Origin of the sequence: Variovorax sp. MSC1_012 (genome assembly GCF_023667525.1) — a bacterium.
Lineage (GTDB): Bacteria > Pseudomonadota > Gammaproteobacteria > Burkholderiales > Burkholderiaceae_C > Variovorax > Variovorax beijingensis_B.
Window position 1 is genome coordinate 762099 of the sequence record NZ_JAMOZJ020000002.1, and the last position, 20026, is coordinate 782124.

Here is a 20026-nt window from a genome sequence, read left to right on the forward strand (position 1 = left end):
CTTCCCAACCTTCCATAGAGAAGAACCTCATGCCACTCAACACCACGATCGACGTCGCGCAAGCGGCCGAAGCCCTGCAGGTCGCCCCCATCTCCATCGGCATCGTCGGCAGCGATCGGCGCTTTCCCGTGCGGCGCGTTTACTGCGTGGGACGCAACTACCTGGCCCACATCCGGGAGATGAAGGAGGGCGACGAGCGCGACCCGCCGTTCTTCTTCCAGAAGCCGGCCGACGCCGTGGTGACGGACGGGCGCGTGCCCTACCCGACCCTCACGGACGACTTCCAGTTCGAATTCGAGCTCGTCGTCGCCATTGGCAGCGAGGCTTCGAACGTGGCGCCCGAGACCGCGCTGGACCATGTCTTCGGCTATGCCGCCGGGCTCGACATGACGCGGCGCGACCGCCAGCGCGAGTGCAACAAGCGCGGCCTGCCGTGGGAGCAGGGCAAGTCGTTCGACCATTCGGCGCCCTGTGGCCCCATCCATCCCGTGGCGCAGGTCGGCCACGTCCGTTCGGGGGCGCTGAGCCTCGCGGTGAACGGCACCGTGCGGCAGGACTCCGTGCTCGAGAAGATGATCTGGAACGTTCACGAGATCGTCAGCGAGCTGTCGAAGCAGTACCGGCTGCTGCCCGGCGATCTGATCTTCACGGGCACCCCCGAAGGCGTCGGCCCGGTTCAGCGCGGCGACCGGCTCACCGGCCGTATCGAAGGACTCGACGCCTTGCAGGTCGAGATTGTCTGAACACCCGAAACCCGCAGGAGACACCATGAAGCCACTCGAACGCATCTCGTACTCGCCCATTTCGGAGCGTCCCGCGCTCAAGCTGCCGGACGGCAAGCGACTGGCCGTCTGGCTCATCGTCAACGTCGAGGAATGGGACATCAACGAGGCCATGCCCCGCACCGTGCTCACGCCCCCGGCCGGCGGCTCGCCAATGCCCGACATTCCGAACTGGGCCTGGCACGAGTACGGCAACCGCGTCGGCTTCTGGCGCATGCTGGAGGTGATCGACGGACTGGGAATTGGCGCGACGCTCGCCATCAATGGTTCGGCGATCGCCGCCTACGAGCCCATCGCCAAGGCGGCAATGGCGCGCCAGTGGGAGTTCATCGGCCACGGATTCGGGCAGCGCAACATGCAGAAGGTGCCCGACGAGGTCGAGGACATCGCGAAAACGACCGAGGCCATCCGCGCATACACCGGCAAGCGGCCGCGCGGCTGGCTGGGCCCGGGGCTGACCGAGACGTGGAACACGCCCGACATCCTGGCGGAGCAGGGCTACGAATACGTGTGCGACTGGGTGCTGGACGACCAGCCCGTGCGGCTGAAGACACGCAATGGCGGCGCCATCGTGAACGTGCCCTACACGCAGGAGTGCAACGACGTGGCGATGATGTTGATCCAGCATCACAAGGCCAGCGAGTATCGCGACCGCGCCATCGACCAGTTCGAACAGCTCCATGCCGATGCGAAGGACTCGGCCCGCGTGATGGCACTGGTGGTGCACCCGTACATCATGGGCGCGCCGCACCGCCTGCGCTACTTCCGCGAGGCGCTGGCACACATCCGGGCGCACGACGACGTCGCCTTCCTCACGGGCGAGCAGATCCTCGACTGGTACAGCGCGGCACGCACCGCAGCGTAAATCACCCGCCGCACCGCCGGCGCACCCGAACAAATTTCTCGCTCGACGAGAAGGAGACAAATCGTGCATACCTCAACCTCGGCCATCCCGCTGGCCGGCGATGTGCGCAGCGAAGCGCCCATCACCGCGCTGGAGATCGGCATGTTCCTGCTGCTGCTCGCCTCGTATGCGCTCAACGCGATGGACCGGCAGATCTTTCCGCTCATTGCCGCGGACGTCCGCAAGGAGTTCGGATTCGGCCTGGCCGATACCGGCCTGCTGTCGACCATCTTCACGCTCGGCATGGCGGTGGCCGGCGTGCCGACCGGCTACCTGCTGGCCCGCCTGTCGCGCAAGGCGGTGCTGCAGATCGGCATCGCGATCTTCTCGCTCGGCACCTTGCTGACCGCCTACTCGCAGGGCTTCGCAGACATGCTCGTCTACCGGGCCACCACCGGCATCGGCGAGGCGATGCAGCTGACGGTGGTGATCGCCATCGCTGCGAGCTATTTCGTGCGGTTCCGCTCGACGGCGGTGGGAGCGATCAACTTCTCCTTCGGCATCGGGGCGATCGTGGGGCCGCTGCTCGGCGGCCACCTGATCGGCATCGAGCGCGATTGGCGCCTGCCGCTCGTGGTGTTCGGCGTGGCGGGCTTCGGTGCCATGGCGCTGATCGCGGCGGCCGTGAGCAAGCGGATGACCGAAAACGCATCGGCCGCGGACGCGCGCAGCGACCTGAGCGGCGCTGCGACGATGTGGAACCGCAACACGATCCTGCTGACCGCCATGAGTGTCATCGGGGGGCTGTGCATCTACGGCTATCTCGGCATGTACCCGACCTTCCTGCGGGAGCATCTGCACTACACGCCCTCGGATACCGGCCGCGTGATGAGCATCTTCGGGTTCGGCGTGTTCGCTTCGATCTTCGGCGGCTGGCTCGGGGACCGCTTCCATCCCAAGCTGGTGCTGTCGCTGAGTTTCGCGGGCACCGGCCTGCTGGGCTTCCTGCTGTTCTCCGGGCCGGCGGGCATGCTGGTCCAGTCGGCGTTGTCCTTCGCATGGGGCTTCGTGGTGAGCGGCGTGCTGTATGTGAACCTGGCGGGCTACCACATCAAGTCCGTCCGCGCCTCGCTCACGAACCGTGCCACCGGGGTGTTCGTCACCACGCTGTACGGCGCGGGTGCTTTCGCGGGCTTCATCATCGGTGGCATTGCCGCGCGATTCGGCTGGAGCGTTGCCGGCCTGGTGCAGATCACGCTGCTGGCGGCCGTCGGAATGGTGCTCTCGGCGCTGCTGCGCACCGATCGCATGTCGCTGCCCGTGCGCAAGCCGTGACGGCGCTGGACTGGGCACTGCTCGGCGGCGCGGCGACGTTGGCCGGCGCGCTCAACGCCGTGGCGGGCGGCGGCAGCTTCCTGACCTTGCCTGCGCTGGCGATGGTGGGTGTGCCGCTGGTGTCGGCCAACGCAACCGGGACCGCAGCGCTGCTGCCTGGCTACCTGGCCGGCGCCTGGGCGCTGCGCAAGGATCTGTCGGGCCCGATGTCGCCTTCGCTCCTGCGGCTGGTCGTGCTGTCGGTGCTCGGTGGCGCTGCCGGCGCGGCGCTGCTGCTGTCGACCTCGAATCATGCATTTGCCCGCATCGTGCCATGGCTGCTGCTGGCCGCGACGCTGCTCTTCGCCATCGGACCCGGCCTGGTGCGCCGCAGGTCCGCGGCCGCCAGACCCCGGGGCCCGTGGGCCGCCGACCTGTGCATCGTCGCGGTCGCCGTCTATGGCGGCTACTTCAACGGTGGCCTCGGCATCCTGTTGCTCGCCGTGCTCGGCGCGTTGGGGCACACGGACATGGGGCGCATGAACGGCATCAAGAACTTCGTCTCCGCGATCCTGACGCTGATCGCCGTCGCCATCTATGCGGCCAGCGGCGCGATCGTCTGGACGCACGCACTGTGGATGGCCCTTGGCGCCACGGTCGGTGGCTATGTCGGCGGCATGGCGGCGCGGCGGCTGAAGCCCGATGTCGTGCGTGGTTTTGTCGTGTTGACGGGGCTGGCGATGACCGCGGCATTCCTTCTCAAGGCGTATTGACCGGACACCCGTTTCTTCTTTCCATCACTTCAATCACTGGCGCGAAACATGAAAACAACCAAGAGAGACTTCACCCGCCTTGTCGGCGCCCTGATGGTCGCCGCCACCGGCGCGCCGGCGCTCGTCGGCTCGGCGCCGGTGTCGGCCCGGACGACGCCTGCACCGGGATCGCCCGGCATCCGCCGCGGCAACTACCTGATCCGCAACGGCGCGGTCATCACGGTCGACCGAGCGAAGGGCGTGTTGCTGCGCACCGACGTACTGGTCCGCGGCGGTGTGATCGAAAAGATCGGGCGAGGCCTGAGCGCACCGGGCGCGGAGATCATCGATGCGACCGACATGATCGTCATGCCGGGCTTCGTCAATTCCCACTATCACATGTGGAGCGCCATCGGCCGCAGCTTCACCGCAAGCGATGGCGGCTTCTCTTACTACCCCGCCAAGAATGCGACCTCGATCCTGTATACGCCCGACGACTTCTACAACAGCGTGCTGCTGGGCTGCGCCGAGCTGGCGAACGGCGGCACCACCACCGTGCACAACTGGTCGCACAACACGCGCTCCCCGGCCCACGCCGATGCCGAACTGCGTGCGCACCAGCGCTCGCTGCTGCGGGCCCGCTACGCCTATGGCCACATCGACAAGATGCCCGCCGACGAGGTCAACCGCTACGGCGATCTGGCACGCATACGGCGCGAGTGGTTCGGCGAGCGCCGGCATTTCGACGGACTGGTGCACCTGGGGCTGAATCTGCGCGGCCCGCAGCAAAGCACCGACGCCGTATTCCACGAAGAGATGAAGTTCGCCAAGGCCAGCGGACTGCCCGTCGCGATCCACGCGCCGCAGGAGGCACCGAACAACGTCGATGCGGTCGACTACGAGCGGCGCGGCTACCTGGGGCCGGATTTCATGATCGCCCACTACGTGCCCGCCACCGCGGCCGACCTGGCCGCGATGGCGCGCACGAAGACGCCGCTGTCCTTCGCGACGCATTCGGAGCTTCGGCTCAGCAGCACCGGCGATGCACGCGCCGCACTGTTCGCGATGCGCGAAGCGGGCCTGACGCTTTCGCTGTCGAGCGACGCCACATCCATCGCGCCGCCGGACATGTTCGAAATGATGCGCTTCACCTGGAACCTCGGGGTGCCATGGACCGGGACGCCGAGCGAAAAGGCGAAGGCCGTCGGTGTACAGGAGGTGATCGAGATGGCGACGATCAACGGAGCCATTGCCATGGGGCTGGGCGACGTCACCGGGTCGATCACCGAAGGCAAGCGTGCCGACGTCATCCTGGTGCGGACCAGGGATCTGAACATGTGGCCGATCGGCAATATCGAGACTGCGATCGTGCAAGGCGGCAGCGCCAGCAATGTCGATACCGTGCTGGTCGACGGGCGCATCCTGAAAAGAAACGGCCGCCTCCTCGCCTATGACGTCCCGGATATTCTTCGGCGTGCCCATCGATCGGCAACCCGGATTCGCAACGTGGCGGGCGAGGCCTTGACGTTCTGAGTCCGGGCCAGGAGGCGCGCGAGGCCGCGGGTGCGCACGCCGGGACTGCCATGCACAATCTGCCGCAGCATGCGAATCCACGAACTGAAACAACGACTGCGGGAAGCCGGTGCAGGCCCCAGCCACGAGCAGCGCATCTTGCGGCTGTGGTCCCATGCGCTGCCCCGAAACAGCGGCAGGCGCCTGCCGGCGAGCTTCTTTCCGTCGTCGCTGCTGGCGGCCCTGCCCGCCATCGAAGCCGAGCTTGCGAGCCTCGCGCGCATCCACGCGGTGCATCCCGGCGCCGATGGGTCGGAGCGGCTGCTCGTCGCGCTGGCGGACGGGCAGACCGTGGAGAGCGTGCTGCTGCCGCGCGACGGGCTGTGCGTCTCGTCGCAGGTGGGGTGCGCGGTCGGATGCCGGTTCTGCATGACGGGGCGCGACGGGTTGCTGCGCCAGGTGGGAAGCGCCGAGATCATTGCCCAGGTCGCCCTCGCGCGCATGCGCCGGCCGGTGCGCAAGGTGGTGTTCATGGGCATGGGCGAGCCGGCCCACAACCTGGACAACGTGATGGAGGCGATCGAACTGCTCGGCACGGTGGGCAACATCGGCCACAAGAACCTGGTGTTCTCCACCGTGGGCGACCCGCGCGCGTTCGAGCGGCTGCAGCAGGCACGCGTCAGGCCCGCGCTGGCGCTCTCCTTGCACACGACCAAGGTCGACCTGCGCAAGAAGCTCCTGCCGCGCGCGCCGAACATGACACCCGAGGAACTGGTCGGCGCAGGCGAGCGCTATGCACGGGCCACCGGCTACCCGGTCCAGTACCAGTGGACGCTGCTGGAAGGCGTCAACGACGGGCCGGAAGAGATCGAAGGCATCGTGAGGCTGCTCTCCGGCAAGTTCGGCGTGCTGAACATGATTCCCTTCAACGCCGTGGATGGCGTGGCCTTCAGCCGCCCCTCGCTGGAGCGCTGCGAGCAGATGGCGCGCACGCTGCACCAGCGGGGCATCCTGACGAAGCTGCGCCATTCGGCCGGCCAGGATGTCGACGGCGGCTGCGGCCAGCTGCGGGCGCGCGCGGCCGAGACACGCGTGGTGCCGATTCGGTTCGCTCAGGTGAACGAGGCCACCCAGTCCCAGACCTGACCGGGCGCCTCGACCATCACGTTGTGGCCGTGCGGCCCCAGCTCCCGGGCCTCGGGATCGAGTGAGCGGGTCTGCTCCATCGTGACCAGCGCATCGTGTGCCCCGCGGGCCAGATGGACGGGGCAGCGCGCGAGCGTCGCCAGATCGGCCAGCGGAGGCTTGCCCACGGCATGGGCCCGGGGATCCATCGCAAGACGCCAGCCATCGGTGCCCTGCGCGATGCCCCGCCTGGCGACGGGTGCCGCTGCGCCGGCGAGCCCGGCAAGGCCGGAGACCTTCAGGTACCGGGCCCACGCTTCTTCTTCCGTGGCGAACTTCTTCGCGGGCTGCGATGCCAGCGCCTCCATGCGGCGGAGTTCTTCATCGCTCCACGCGATCTTGATGCCGGCTGCGAAAACCCGGTGCGGCGCGGCGCCGAACCAGCCCGTCGCCAGCGCGAGGCCGATCACCCCGCCCAGCGAGTGCCCGAGAACGACGAGGCGGCCCGCGGGATGGATGTGCGGCAGCGCGGCGCGCGTCACGCTTGCGGCATATTGGCCGATGGCATAGGAGTCCAGCCGGTCGGATTCGCCATGGCCCGGCAGGTCGAGAACGACCCAGCGGCCGCCCCAGCGAGCACCGGCCTCGGCGCACATGGGCGACCACACCGCGCCTGTCGCGCCCATGCCGTGCAGCATGAGCAGCAGGTCCGGGCCTTCGCCGCCTTGTTCGATGTACATGTGCATTGCCTCCATCGCATGTTGTCAAGAATGACGCACTTCAACCAGCGAAAGCCGCCTCGGGCAAGCCCCGCGCGTCCGGCAGCTGAATGGCGAACAACGACCCGGACAGCGGCGCCGTCGCCAGTTGCTCCTCGCTGAGCCGCAGCGACGCGCTCGTGACAAACAGCGTGTCCAGGTTGTCGCCGCCGAAGCAGCAGCTGGTGGGACGCGGAACCGGCACGCGCAGGCGCTGCATGAGCTGGCCTTCCGGCGAGAAGCGCGCGATCTGCCAGGCATCCCAGAGAGCGACCCACAGGCAGCCCTGGTCGTCGACCGTCAGGCCATCGGGCTTGCCGTCGGAGGCTGCGATGGTGATGAGCGGGCGCCGGTTGCCAACGGTTCCGGAGGCGAGGTCGAAGTCGTAGCGGTAGATGGTCTGGCGGTACGTATCGGTGACGTACATGGTCTTGTTGTCGGGGCTCCAGCCAATGCCGTTGGGCACCGTGAACCCGGTGTCGACCTGCTTCCAGCTGCCGTTCGCCTCGATGCAGAACAGGTGGCCCCGGTTGGCCGCCGCGGCCATGTCCATCGAACCGACCCACAGGCGTCCGCGCCGGTCGCACTTGCCGTCGTTGTAGCGGACATTGGTCCGGCCCGCTTCAGGGTGACAGAAGGCGGTCAGCCGCCGTGTGGAGAGATCGAGGGCCATGACCCCTCCTGGCGTTGCAACCAGCAGACCACCACTGGCCTTGGGCACGACCAGGCTTGCCATGGTTCCGAGCGGCGTCTCGGTGTCCGCACCCGTCGCGGCGTCGTAGCGGTGCACCGAGGGCGTGAGGATGTCGACCCAATAGAGCGCATTGTCGCGAGGCGACCACATCGGTCCTTCGCCCAGCAGCGAACGCACTTCGCTCACGCAGCGCACCTCGACGGACAACGTGGTTTCAGGCGGCGCCTGAGTTGCAATGGACATGGCCTTGCCCGCGGCGCTGTGGGTGATGCTGCGCGAGGCGCCCATCAGCGCGGACGACAGCGTATGGGCGCGCGCGGCGTCCAGCCGGCTCGCATCGGTGGCGATGGCGACGGCGCCGATCGGGCGGCCTTCGTAGTCGAAGATCGGCGCGGCCACCGCCGCGCGATCCGACGCGCGTTCGCCCTGCTCGATCGCATAGCCGCGTGCACGCACCAGGTCGAATTCGGCATGCAGTTCAGCCGGCGTCACGATCGTGCGCTGGGTAAAGCGCTCCAGATCGAGCGCCTGGATCAGCCGCCGCTGGCCCGAGGGATCGAGATTCGCTGCAATCGCCTTGCCCGCCGCGGACGCATGCACCGGCAACCGCTGCCCGACGGCGGAGCGCGCGCTCGACGACTCGTCCCCCGGCTCGCTGGCCAGGATGACCACGCACCTGCCATCAAGCACCGTGAGTTCCACGGTTTCGCCCAGCGCATCGCGCAGTCGCGCGAGTTCGTCCTGCGCCGCCACGCGCAGATCGAACTCGCTCCACACGTCGTGCGCAAGCTCGAGCAGGCGCAGCCCGAGCTGGAAGGTCTTGTCGTAGGCGTTGTGCCGCAACAGCCCTTCGCGCACCAGCGTCGCGAGGATGCGGTGCAGCGTGGCCTTGGGCAGGTCGCAGGCGCGCAGCAGCTCGGTGAAGGTCATCGGCGTGCGGCGTGCCGACACGATGTTCAGCAGATTCATCGCCTTTTCCAGCACGCCGAGACCTGAAGTCGACGGCCGCGCAGAGTCGGATGTCTGGTCGTGCGTTTCAGTCGCCGGACGTTGGGATGTGCTGTCTCCCTGAGAGATCGCTCCGGTGGTGCGTGTCATGAATACGTGGGAAGGAGTTCCGAAGAGCGGAACATGGGCCGAATTCTAGTTCGGGCATTCCTGCACGCCGGCGCCCGTCGCGCCTCACTCGAGCTTGATGCCGCGGCTGCGCACCACGTCGCCCCAACGCGCGGTTTCGCTGCGGACGTACTCGCGCAGCTGCGACGGCGTCGAAGCCGCCGGTGTCACGCCAAAGCTGGCGAAGCGCTCGCGCACCGCCGGCGTGTCCATGGCTTCACGCAGCAGCTGCTCGAGCCGCTCCACGCCCGCAGCTGGAACCTTCCTGGCTGCGAAGAATGCGGCCCAGCCGGAGATGACGAACTCTTCGCCGCGTGAGCGCAGCACCGGCACCCCGGGCAGGTTCGGCAGGGGCTGCGCCGAGGTGACGGCCACCGCGCGCAGGCGGCCGGCCTGGATCAGCGGCAGCGCGACCGGAAGATTCATCACGCCCATGGACACGGTGCCCGCTGCGACATCGGGGATCAGCACGCTGTCTCCCTTGTAGGGCACGGGGAGGATGCGCGTGCCCAACTTGCGGTTGAGCAGCTCGGTGGCCAGGTGCGAGAGCGTGCCGACGCCGCTGTTGCCTGCGCTCAGCTCGCCCGCGCGGCCGCGGGCCACGAGGTCGTCGAGGCTGCGGACCGGCGAACCTGCGCCCACGGCCAGTACCAGTGGCTGCGTCGAAATCATGCCCACCGGCTGGAGGTCTCGCTGCACGTCGTAGCCGAGGTCGCTGCGCAGCGCCGGCAGGATGGTCATGGTGGTGCTGCCCATCAGCAGCATGTGGTCGTCATTGCTCGAGGCCACCATCGCGGTACCGGTGATGCCGCCCGCGCCCGGACGGTTGTCGACCACCAGCGGCTGGCCGATGCGCGGCCCGATCAGCTCGGCCAGGATGCGCACGGACCCATTGCCCGCGCCGCCCGGCGCGAAGGGGACGATCACGGTGAGGGGTCGCGTGGGCCATGGGTCCTGTGCGTTGGCGAGCACAGGCCAGAGGGACGACGACGCCGATGCGGCCAGCAGGCCGAGCACGCTGCGGCGCGGGAGCAGGAAAGCAGTCTTTGGAGAACGCATGGCCTTGTCTCTGGTTCGGCGGCTCATTCGGCCTTGATGCCCGCGTCGGCCACCAGCTTCCTGTAGAACGCGGCTTCATCGCTGAGGGTCTTCGCGAACTCCGCGGCGCTGGAGCCCACGCGCACCACGCCGCGCTCGCGCAGCTTGGCTTCGGTGTCGGGCTGGCGCAGGAACGCCTGGATCTCGGCCGCGAGCTTGTCGACGATGGCGGGCGGCGTGCCGGCCGGCGCCATCACACCATGCCAGGGATTCATCTCGAAGCCCTTCACCGACTGGGCAATCGGCGGCAGGTCGGGGGCGAAGTGCACCCTTTGCGCGGTCGAGACGCCGAGCGCGCGCAGCTTGCCCGATTGAACCTGCGGCCAGGAGGTGGTGGCCGCATCCATTGCGGCATCGATCTGCCCGCCGAGCAGGTCGGTCAGCATGGGCGCGGAGCCCTTGTAGCCGACGTGGACCATCGAGGTGCCCGTTTTCCGCATGAAGAGCTCCATGCCCACGTGCAGCGCCGAACCCGCACCGGAAGACCCGTAGCTGAGTTGCCCCGGATGCGCCTTGAGGTAGGCGAGGAACTCGGGCAGCGTGCGCGCCGGCACCTTCTGCGGATTCACCACGAGGATCAGCGGCGTGATGCCCACCATCGTGACCGCCGCGAAATCCTTCACCGGGTCGTAGGGGAAGGCCTCGGGCCGCACGGCGGGATTGATGGCGTTGGCCGCGACATTGCCCATGCCGATGGTGTAGCCGTCCGGCGCGGCCTTGGCGACCACTGCCATCCCCACGCTCGAACCGGCGCCGGGCTTGTTGTCGACCACCACGGCCTGGCCCCAGGTGGTCTGCAGGTGCGCGGCAATCATGCGCGCCATCACGTCGGCCGCACCGCCGGCCGGCACCGGCACCACGAACTTGATCGGCTTGGACGGATACGCGGGCGGCGCGGACTGCGCCTGCACGCTGCCGAAGCCGGGAAGCATCGCGCAGGCAAGCGCGAGGCGCAGGACGATTCTCTTGTCTTTGTGGAACACGATGTTTGTCTCCTTGAATTTCCTTCAGGCCGCCGACCAGCGCGCGATCAGCGCCTTCGCGCGGCGGGCCAACTCGTCGATCGAAATGCCCGGCGCATAGAGGCCGGACCCGATGCCGACCCCCGATGCACCGGCCGCCTTGAAAGACCCGATGTTGTCGATGTTGACGCCGCCGACACTGAACATCGGCGTCCCCGCAGGGAACACGGCGGACCATGCCTTCAGTGCCGCGGTACCCAGCAGCTCGGAGGGAAAGAGCTTGAGTGCGTCGGCTCCCGCCAGAAGGACTGCAAAGCCCTCGGTGGGGGTGGCCACGCCCGGCATCGAATACACCCCGCGTGCCTTGGTCCGGCGCACGACGTCGGGGTCGACGTGGGGCGACAACACCAGCTGCGCGCCAGCGTCGACAGCGCGATCGACCTGCGCGGCAGTCATGACGGTGCCTGCACCGATCTGCAGACGATCACCGAATTCGCGCGCGAGAGACTCGATGCTGACGAACGCCTGCGGCGAATTCAGCGGCACTTCGATGCAGCGAACCCCGCACGCTTCCAGTGCATGCCCCACCTGGAGCACCTCGTCGGGCGCGATGCCGCGCAGGATGGCAATGACCCCGTTCATGCCATTTCCCTGGCGAGACCGGCCTCGATGGCGACGCGCCATTGGCCTCGCGTGGTCGACCCGTCGCTCGCGCGGCGCGTGTCCACCCCGGCGATGCCGAGCGCGGTTTCGTAGCGGCTGCACAGGTCGTCGTCACCCAGCAAGGTGACGCTGCGCTGCGGGTGCCGCGCGGTCGCGCCCGCGATCTCCAGGCCGATCAGGATGCCCGAGAGATAGTCGGGCAAGCCCTCCGGCTCGATGTCGCCCATGAGCCCCGCGGTGCGCGCCGCGAACACCACGTGCAACGCGTTGCCATGTTGCGCCAGGCCCAGCCTGACGCCGGCATCGAAGGTCTCGGGCCGCGCCGTGCCGAACGCCATGAGCCGGCCGAGGATGCCGTGCTTCGTCAGCAGGCCGTAGAACTCGCCGGTCATGAAGGTCTCGAAGCGGTCGACCTTGCTCTGCGCGCCCAGCCAGGCCCATTTGCTGTGCGTGCCCGGCAGCACGCAGCAGTCGCCGGCCGCAAGGCCGGCGCCCCAGAGCTGGGTTTCCTCGCCGCGCATCACGTCGTGCACACCGTCGATGCCGATGCAGCGGATGCCGGGCACGATGTGCAGCACCGCACCGGGCCTGACCTCGACCCGCACCAGCTGCGATGCGGCGGCCGGCAGCCCTGCCGGACAGGCGACGTAGGGCGCCTCCTGCCAGCCCTGGCGGCTGCCGATCATCCCGCTCGCAATCAGCGGCACCGCATGCGTGTCGATCCAGTCACCGCACAGTGACAGCAGTGCTTCGGCGAAACGCCGGTCGGGCACGGCCATCACACCGCCGGCTGCGCTGCGGGCTTCGAGGAGGCCGCCATGCGCATCGAGCAGGCTCGCGCGCAGGTTGGAAGTGCCCCAGTCGATGGCGATCAACGACGCCTTCATTGCGAAGCGCCTTTCTTTCTCAGGAACTGCCAGACTTCCGGGGCGGGCTCGATGCCCAGACCCGGGCCCTCGGGCAGATGGAAGGCCCCGGCGTCGCAGCGCATCGCGGTCCGGACGTACTTCAGGTTGCGGTCGAAGACCGAGTGCTGGTATTCGTGCATCGGCGCATTGGGCAGCGCCGCCGTGGCGTGCAGGCTGGCGGCCTGGTAGATGCCCAGGCCGATGCTGGCGTGCGGGATCACTTTCATGTGAAAGGCATTGGCCATGCGGCCGATCTGCATGAACTGGCTGATGCCGGTGTGCCCCATCTCGGGCTGCACGATCGACATCGCGCGCCGCTCCAGGCGAGGGCGGTATTCGAAGACCGTGCGCCATTCCTCCCCCAGCGCGAGCGGCACGCGCACGCTCGCGCCCACATGGGCCTGGCCCTCGATGTCCTCGGGTTGGCAGGGTGCCTCGACGAAGTAGGGCCTGTAGGGCGCGAGCTGGTCGATGAGCTGCACCGCTTCCTGCGCGGTGAACTTCCAGTGCAGGTCGACCATCAGCCTGACGGCATCGCCCAGGCCCTCGCGCAGCGTTCGCATCTCGGCCACGATGCCGTCGAAGGAGACGGCCGCGTGGTACTTGAAGGCATCGAAGCCCTCGGCGACGAAGCCGCGCGCGAGTTCGAGCCGGTCCGCAAGGGTCGCCCCCGGAAGGCCGGACACGTAGGCCGGCACGGTCTCGAGCCGCTGGCCGCCGAGCAGCTTGACCACGGGCTGGCCCAGCAGCTTTCCGAACAGGTCCCACACCGCGATGTCGACACCTGCGATGGCATCGACGTAGAAGCCACCGAAGAAGCCGCGCACGCGCATCAGGTCGTACAGGTCTTCCTGGATCACCACCGCGTCGCGCGGATCACGGCCCACGATCACCGGCCCGATCACGTCGTCGATGATGCTCGTGACTGCGTCGGGTGCGACGATGCCGTAGGTCTCGCCCCAGCCGACGGTGCCGTCGTCGGCGGTGATCTTGATCAGCACCGACATGTCGGTCGACGGATAGATCGCGCGATTGCCGCTGCGCACGAGGTAGCCGCGCGCGTTGATCTTCTCGCCGGGCCCCAGGGGCCCGAGGTAGGGCGTGTCGCGCGGCAGCGAGACGATGAAGCTCTCGACCTGCGCGATCTTCGCGACGCCGGTCATGGCAGCTGGTCCTGCGGCAGCAGCAGGTCCTCGATGTCCGCCAGGAACGCATCGACATCCGCCATGTCCAGCGCGTCGAGCAGGGGCCCCGGCATGCGCTGGCGCGTGTCGGCGACGAGGCCGCGCTTCTTGAGCACGTATTTCGTCAGCGACCAGCGAAACACCGCCTGCACGTTCAGCACCGGCAGCATGCGCGTGAAAAGCGCGCGGACCCGATCGGCGTCGCTCTCGCGATGCGCCTTGAAGAGCGCGGTGTGCACCTCCGCCAGCTCGATCGCGGGCATGGTGCCGGCCGCGCCCCGGCGCAGTTCATCCGTGATGTAGCGCCCCCCGGCGCCGCCGAAGACGCCAAGCAGATTGGACGGCGCCTTTTCGCGCAAGACCGAGAGACGCTGCCCGCTCGGCAGCGTCTCCTCCTTGACATACCGGATCGACGCAACGGCCGCCAGAACCTCGAGCACCACCTCCGGATCCAGCCCTGCGCCCACCGGAGGCGGCACGTTCTGCAGCATGAGAACGGCACCTCCGGCAGCCTGCGCAACCTCGGCGAAGTAGGCGATCTGCTCGGCAGCGCCTTTGCGATCCGGCGGCACGGCCACCATCAGCACCGCCGCGCCGCGCTCGCTTGCCGCAGCCGCGAGACGAATGGTTGTCGCAGCGTCGCTGCTCGAAACGCCTGCGATCACCGGAACGCGGCCAGCCACTTGGGCCAGTACGACATCGAGGAGCGATTGCCGCTCGTCGGGCGTCAGCTGACCTACCTCGCTCGCGACGCCCGGGTAAGTCATTCCATCCACGCCACATCGGATCAGATAGTCGACCAGCCTGCGCAGCGATTCCGCGTCAGGGCGTCCCTGGGCATCGAAGGGCGTGGGAAGAACAGGAAAGACACCGGATAAGGAAAGAGACGCGGCCATGAAAGATATGCAGTTAGTTCCAATGAATGGAATTATCAGCACATCGCATTTGCAATAGCCGAGGACAAACCCTTGTTCTTCACCCCCTTTCGGGCAGCTGATTGCCGAGGAAGCCTTGAGGTCGTAGCGGTTTAGTACGAATTTTCCATTTACTGGAAAAGACTGGCTGGGGACATAATTGTGTCCTGATGAAACCATCCCGCGTTGCCCTTGGCCGGTGGATCGCAACGCTGTGGCTGGCCTTGCCTTTCGCCATCCTGCCTTGTGCGGGCGCCGCCGAGCCGCCGGCAACAGATGCAGCCGCGCAGCACAGCGATGGCGCTGTCCACATCACGCGGGCCGAACTGCTGTCCATTCCCGGCACCGGCTATTCCGCCCCGCCGCGGCGCATCGAGGATGCCGGGCTGCCGAGTGACGGGTGGCAAGTAATCAGCCTCCCGCATACGGCCGGACGAGAGCTGGTGCCCACATCCGCAGGCGGCGTGCACACGGTCACCGACTGGTACCGCATCGATCTGGCCGGGCTCGCGCCCTCGTCGCAGCCGCGCCTTCTCTACCTCCCGCGCTGGAAGACCCTGGGCCGCATTGCGGTGTACGGCGACGGCATCCTGCTGCATCAATCGCAAGGCAGCGCCGTGCACAACGGCTACAACCATCCGCTGCTGCTGCCGCTGAACGCGGCGGCCCACACGCCTTCACCTTCGACCGTGCTGATCCGCGTCGACCGCCTGCGCAGCAGCGGAAGCGGGTTTTCGACGGTGTGGGTGGGCGACCAGGATTCGCTGCGCTGGCGCTACCAGGGCCGCCAATTGCTGCAGGTGCTGCTGCCGTTCATGGGCAGCGCCGCGTTCCTCGCGGTGGGCGCCTTCGCGTTCGCGGTGTGGCTGGTCAAGCGGCGCGAATCGCTCTACCTGCTGTTCTTTGCCATCTCGGCGGCCGCCTTCCTGCGCACGCTGCACTACTTCGTGAGCGGCGACCACCTGCTGATGTCGGACGAGTGGTTCGAGTGGATCACCGTGGCTTCCCTGCTCTGGCTGATCATCTTCATCCACCTGTTCCTGCAGCGCCTGCACCAGCAGCCCTCGCCCTGGCTCACCCGTTCGTCGGTGGCGCTCGGGCTGGCTTGCAGCGTCGCAACGCTGCCCCATGCGTCGACGGCGGTACCCAGCCTCTATCTGTTCACGCCCCTGCTCAACCTGGCGGTGTTGCCCATCGCAATGCTGATCTTTGCAGTGAACCTGCGCAAGGCGCTGCGCTCCCAATTTCCCGAGGGGCGACTGGTGGCGGGCTGGGCTGTGCTGGCCCTCGCATTCACCTCCTACGACGGGCTCCTGCAGAACAACATGGTGAGTCCGGAGAGCGTGTACACCTCACCCTACGCCATCATCAGCCTGTTCTTCATCTTCTCGTACATCATGTTCCAGCGCTACACGGGCGCTTTCGCCGAAGTGGCGCGGTTGAACAAGGGCCTGGCCCAGCGGCTGCAGGCGCGCGAGGCCGAGCTGGAGCAAAGCTACCAGCGGCTGCGCGTGATCGAGAACGAGCAGATGCTCAGCGCCGAACGCCGGCGCCTGATGCAGGACATGCACGACGGGCTCGGCTCGTCGCTCATCAGCGCCATCCGCTCGGTGGAGCAAGGTGCCATGACCGACACCGAGATCTCGGGCGTGCTCAAGGGCTGCATGGACGACCTGAAGCTGGCCATCGATTCCATGGAGAGCGTGGATGCCGATCTGCTGCTGTTGCTGGCGACCTTGCGGTTTCGGCTGGCGCCGCGCATCGAGAGCGCCGGCGTCGCGCTGCGCTGGGAGGTGCAGCCCGTGCCCGCGCTGTCGTGGCTGGACCCGGGCGGCGCACTGCACATTCTGCGCATCATGCAGGAGTGCGTGGCCAACGTGCTGCGCCACACGCGGGCCACCACCATCCGCTTCAGCACTGCGACGGAGGGCCAGGGCGTCTGCGTGGTGATCGAGGACAACGGCGCGGGCTTTGCCGTGGAGGAGGCCCTGAATCGAAGCGGCCGGGGGCTGCGCAACCAGCAGCGGCGCGCACTGGCCATCGGCGGCACGGTGCGCTGGGAATCCGGCAGCGAGGGGACGCGCTTCACGCTCTGGCTGCCGCTTCTTCGTTGCTAGGATTGCGCCATGTCCAGCTACACAGTCCAGCAGCTCTCGGTTGACGACGGGGCACTGATGAATGCGCTTCTCGGCGTTTTCGGCGAAGCCTTCGGCGACCCGGATACCTACGGCACCCGCCGCCCTCGCCCTGCCTACCTCCGGGAGTTGCTGGGCAGCGGCTATTTCATTGCGCTGGTGGCGCGCGAGGGACCGCATGTCATCGGCGGCCTTGCGGCCTACGAGCTGAGGAAGTTCGAGCAGGAGCGCAGCGAGATCTACATCTACGACCTGGCCGTGGCCGCCGCGCACAGGCGCAGGGGCGTTGCGACGGCATTGATCCGCGAGCTCCAGCGCATCGGCACCGAGCGCGGGGCCTACGTGGTCTTCGTCCAGGCCGATCCGCCCGATGCGCCGGCGGTCGCCCTGTATTCGAAGCTCGGCATACGCGAAGACGTGCTGCATTTCGACATTCCAGTGCCGACGGCGCAGGCGTCCTGAGGCGAACGTCCGCCTAACCGAGCCTGCAGTGCCGTCACCCGGCCGCGGAAGCCGCCACGCGGTCCAGCGCGTCCATCGCATCGTCCGGCAGCTCCAGCTTCGCCGCGGCCAGGTTCTCGCGCAGGTGCCCGACCGAGGAGGTGCCGGGAATCAGCAGGATGTTGGGCGAACGGCGCAGCAGCCAGGCGAGCGCCACCTGCATCGGCGTGGCGCCGAGGCGTTGCGCCACGTCGGAGAGTCCCGAAGACTGCAACGGGGTGAAGCCGCCGAGGGGGAAGAACGGAACGTAGGGAATGCCGTCGCGTGCCAGCTCGTCGATCAGCGCGTCGTCGTTGCGATGCACGAGGTTGTATTGGTTCTGGACACAGGCGATGCGGCAGATGCCGCGGCCTTCTGCGATCTGGGCCGGCGTCGCGTTGCTCAGGCCGATATGGCGCACGAGCCCCTGGCGCTGCAGATCGGCCAGCGCCGCGAGCGGTGCCTCGATCGATCCTTCGGCCGGGCCGTGCACGTCGAACATGAGCCGCAGGTTCACGACCTCCAGCACGTCCAGGCCGAGGTTGCGCAGGTTGTCGTGCACCGCCTGCCTCAGCTCCTCGGGCGAGAACGCCGGCAGCCAGGCGCCGGTGTCGCTGCGCCGCGCGCCGATCTTGGTGACGATGGCGAGGTCCTTCGGATAGGGCGCGAGCGCCTCGCGGATGATCTGGTTGGTGACGTGCGGCCCGTAGAAGTCGCTGGTGTCGATGTGATCGACACCGCTGGCGACCGCTTCGCGCAGCACCGCCACGGCGGCCGCGCGGTCTCTGGGCGGGCCGAACACGCCGGGGCCGGCGAGCTGCATGGCGCCGTAGCCGAGCCGATGGACGGTGCGGTCGCCGAGGGTGTAGGTGCTGGGGGTCTGCGTGCTGGACATGGTGTCTTTCCTGAGGCGCTGGAGTGATGGAGCGGGGTCGTGAAGCCCAGTCTAGGCAGCTCTTCGCTGCTTGATAACCCACCATAATCGGCACAGGCTGTGCGGAATTCCAAACAATGAACGTCGACCTCGGGGATCTGAACGCCTTCGTGGCGGTGGCGGGAGCCAAGGGCTTTCGCGACGGCGCGCGCCTGAGCGGCACCAGCGCATCGGCCTTGAGCGAGGCGGTGCGCCGGCTGGAGGCCCAGCTCGGCGTGCGGCTGCTTCACCGCACCACGCGCAGCGTGCGGCCCACGGAAGCGGGAGAACGCCTGCTCGAGCGGCTGAGGCCCGCGCTCGGCGAGGTCGAGGCGGCGCTCGACGTGGTGAACGGCTTTCGCGACCGGCCGGCCGGCACGCTCAAGCTGAACGTGCCGATCAGCGCCGCGCGGCTCGTGCTGCCGTCGATCGTGCCGCGCTTCCTTGCCGCCTATCCCGACATCTCGCTCGAAGTGATTGCCGAGGACGGTTTTGTCGATGTGCTGGCAGCCGGCTGCGATGCCGGCATTCGCTACGACGAACGGCTCGAGCAGGACATGATCGCCGTGCCGATCGGCCCGCGTTTCCAGCGCTTCGCCGTGGCGGCCGCGCCCTCCTATCTCGATCGCCACGGCCGGCCGGAGCATCCGCGCGACCTGCTCGGCCACGCCTGCCTGCGCGGGCGCTTTGCCAGCGGGTCGATGCCGCTGTGGGAGTTCGAGCGCGACGGCGAAACCTTGCGCGTCGACGTGACCGGGCGGCTGATCGTGCGGATCGGCTCGTCGGCCGATCTGGCGGTGGACGCGGCGATCGCCGGCACCGGCGTGATCTACCTGTTCGAGGACTGGCTGCGGCCCCACCTCGACAGCGGCGCGCTCGAGCCGATCCTCGAGCCCTGGTGGCTGCGCTTCTCGGGCCCGTTCCTCTACTACTCCGGCCGCCGGCTGCTGCCCGCGCCGCTGCGGGCGTTCGTGGATTTCATTCAGAGCATGCAAGCCAACGACGCCGATCACCGGATCCTTGTACCGAAGGCCGTGGCGACCTGACGGACGCCGAAGGCGAGGCGAAGCATTTCTGTCTGGAGCCGGAACAGCATCGCGGGGACTCGCCGGAGCATCGGAAACTTGAATCGCTTCAGATGCGCCCTGTCCCCGATGGTCGAGGTCATTCCGGTGTCTGCCGGGCACGGTGTGGGGGTGACGATGCGCGGCTTCAGCCCATGGAGCCATGCCCGCTCCAGCGCATGGTCGAAAGGCAAGCTCATCGGCCGCAGGCGCTGGCTCAGAATCCCGGCGGCTCGCCGCGAGTAGAGGATGCAGTTGGCATTCATATGCCGCGACAAGGGCACGGCCAAGGCATAGGGCCCGGCCAGCTGCTCGATATGGATCGGCGTTCCCGAATGGAAACCCGACAATTTGACGAGGTCCCACAGGTGATCGACCTGAATCAATCGTTCCAGCAGGCTCGGGAAATCGGCGGGAAACGCCGCATCGTCCTCGAGCAGCAATCCGTACTCGGCATCGCTGCGCAGAAACTGATCGAGCGCTCGAAGATGCGACAGGTAGCAGCCCACTTCGGCCGGGTTGAGAGACTTTCCGTGGCGCCATCTGTACCCGGCGGCGTCGACGTCCTCGAGCGAGGAGAGTTCCAGCCGATGGCCATCGATCGCAGGCACTCGATGCCACTGGATCGGTTGGCTGCTCAGCCGCCGCTTCATGTTTGCCATCCGCTCGGGCGATCGGTCGAGGTTGATGACGAACGCCTGGACGGCCAGGGGCGCCGTCTTCCTGCCTGGACGGGCGCCAATGGGCGCAGATAGGTACTTGATCACAGCTTCCTCCAAGGATCGGGGCGCGCCAGCGCTTAGTTCCG

The 20026-nt window shown here is 67.8% G+C and carries 19 protein-coding genes; 9 read left to right on the forward strand and 10 right to left on the reverse strand.

Annotated features, from left to right (window positions below; translation table 11 throughout):
- Positions 1-29: 29 nt before the first annotated feature.
- From L1081_RS29010 to L1081_RS29035, 6 genes are all read left to right on the forward strand, one after another.
- On the forward strand, positions 30-743 hold the full coding sequence (locus L1081_RS29010; RefSeq protein WP_489416947.1) for a fumarylacetoacetate hydrolase family protein: 714 nt from the start codon (positions 30-32) through the stop codon (positions 741-743).
- Between the two features lie 25 nt (positions 744-768).
- On the forward strand, positions 769-1647 hold the full coding sequence (locus tag L1081_RS29015; RefSeq protein WP_489416948.1) for a polysaccharide deacetylase family protein: 879 nt from the start codon (positions 769-771) through the stop codon (positions 1645-1647).
- 63 nt (positions 1648-1710) lie between these two features.
- Positions 1711-2961, forward strand: coding sequence for an MFS transporter (locus L1081_RS29020; RefSeq protein ID WP_489416949.1), 1251 nt, complete (start codon positions 1711-1713; stop codon positions 2959-2961).
- Positions 2962-2966: 5 nt separating this feature from the next.
- Positions 2967-3713: a TSUP family transporter gene (locus L1081_RS29025; protein WP_489418006.1), complete on the forward strand. Its 747-nt coding sequence runs from the start codon at positions 2967-2969 to the stop codon at positions 3711-3713.
- A 93-nt stretch (positions 3714-3806) separates the two neighbouring features.
- Positions 3807-5225, forward strand: a complete 1419-nt coding sequence (locus tag L1081_RS29030) for an amidohydrolase family protein (protein WP_489416950.1) — start codon at positions 3807-3809, stop codon at positions 5223-5225.
- Between the two features lie 69 nt (positions 5226-5294).
- Positions 5295-6350, forward strand: a complete 1056-nt coding sequence (locus L1081_RS29035; protein ID WP_489416951.1) for an RNA methyltransferase — start codon at positions 5295-5297, stop codon at positions 6348-6350.
- On the opposite strand, the gene L1081_RS29040 is transcribed toward L1081_RS29035, so the two are convergent.
- From L1081_RS29040 to L1081_RS29075, 8 genes are all read right to left on the reverse strand, one after another.
- The gene (locus L1081_RS29040) at positions 6317-7069 is read right to left on the reverse strand and encodes an alpha/beta fold hydrolase (protein ID WP_489416952.1); all 753 of its coding nucleotides are present in this window, start codon (positions 7067-7069) and stop codon (positions 6317-6319) included. The two genes, L1081_RS29035 and L1081_RS29040, sit on opposite strands and share 34 nt — an antisense overlap.
- Before the next feature lie 40 nt (positions 7070-7109).
- A complete protein-coding gene (locus L1081_RS29045; RefSeq protein WP_489416953.1) occupies positions 7110-8750 on the reverse strand; it encodes an SMP-30/gluconolactonase/LRE family protein in 1641 nt (546 codons plus the stop codon).
- A gap of 213 nt (positions 8751-8963) precedes the next feature.
- The gene (locus L1081_RS29050) at positions 8964-9956 is read right to left on the reverse strand and encodes a tripartite tricarboxylate transporter substrate-binding protein (protein WP_489416954.1); all 993 of its coding nucleotides are present in this window, start codon (positions 9954-9956) and stop codon (positions 8964-8966) included.
- A 23-nt stretch (positions 9957-9979) separates the two neighbouring features.
- Entirely contained in the window at positions 9980-10978 is a 999-nt protein-coding gene (locus L1081_RS29055) for a tripartite tricarboxylate transporter substrate-binding protein (protein ID WP_489416955.1), read from the reverse strand.
- 24 nt (positions 10979-11002) lie between these two features.
- Positions 11003-11599, reverse strand: a complete 597-nt coding sequence (locus L1081_RS29060; protein ID WP_489416956.1) for a 2-dehydro-3-deoxy-6-phosphogalactonate aldolase — start codon at positions 11597-11599, stop codon at positions 11003-11005.
- Positions 11596-12507, reverse strand: a complete 912-nt coding sequence (locus L1081_RS29065) for a 2-dehydro-3-deoxygalactonokinase (RefSeq protein ID WP_489416957.1) — start codon at positions 12505-12507, stop codon at positions 11596-11598. Before L1081_RS29065 ends, L1081_RS29060 begins: the two co-directional genes overlap by 4 nt.
- Complete coding sequence (locus L1081_RS29070) at positions 12504-13691, reverse strand: enolase C-terminal domain-like protein (protein ID WP_489416958.1); 1188 nt, start codon at positions 13689-13691, stop codon at positions 12504-12506. Before L1081_RS29070 ends, L1081_RS29065 begins: the two co-directional genes overlap by 4 nt.
- Complete coding sequence (locus L1081_RS29075) at positions 13688-14608, reverse strand: dihydrodipicolinate synthase family protein (protein WP_489416959.1); 921 nt, start codon at positions 14606-14608, stop codon at positions 13688-13690. Before L1081_RS29075 ends, L1081_RS29070 begins: the two co-directional genes overlap by 4 nt.
- A 188-nt stretch (positions 14609-14796) precedes the next feature.
- On the opposite strand from L1081_RS29075, the gene L1081_RS29080 reads away from it, so the two are divergent.
- Complete coding sequence (locus tag L1081_RS29080) at positions 14797-16743, forward strand: ATP-binding protein (RefSeq protein ID WP_489416960.1); 1947 nt, start codon at positions 14797-14799, stop codon at positions 16741-16743.
- 9 nt (positions 16744-16752) lie between these two features.
- Positions 16753-17223, forward strand: coding sequence for an AAC(3)-I family aminoglycoside N-acetyltransferase (locus L1081_RS29085; protein ID WP_489416961.1), 471 nt, complete (start codon positions 16753-16755; stop codon positions 17221-17223).
- A 34-nt stretch (positions 17224-17257) separates the two neighbouring features.
- Here the strand turns inward: L1081_RS29085 and L1081_RS29090 are convergent, their stop codons facing one another.
- Positions 17258-18136: an oxidoreductase gene (locus tag L1081_RS29090; protein ID WP_489416962.1), complete on the reverse strand. Its 879-nt coding sequence runs from the start codon at positions 18134-18136 to the stop codon at positions 17258-17260.
- Positions 18137-18252: 116 nt separating this feature from the next.
- Here L1081_RS29090 and L1081_RS29095 point away from each other — a divergent pair, with 116 nt between their 5' ends.
- The gene (locus L1081_RS29095; protein WP_489416963.1) at positions 18253-19200 is read left to right on the forward strand and encodes a LysR substrate-binding domain-containing protein; all 948 of its coding nucleotides are present in this window, start codon (positions 18253-18255) and stop codon (positions 19198-19200) included.
- Here the strand turns inward: L1081_RS29095 and L1081_RS29100 are convergent.
- Positions 19164-19985 (reverse strand): glycosyltransferase family 25 protein, encoded by an 822-nt coding sequence (locus L1081_RS29100; RefSeq protein ID WP_489416964.1) that lies wholly within the window; start codon positions 19983-19985, stop codon positions 19164-19166. The genes L1081_RS29095 and L1081_RS29100 overlap by 37 nt on opposite strands.
- Positions 19986-20026 lie beyond the last annotated feature (41 nt).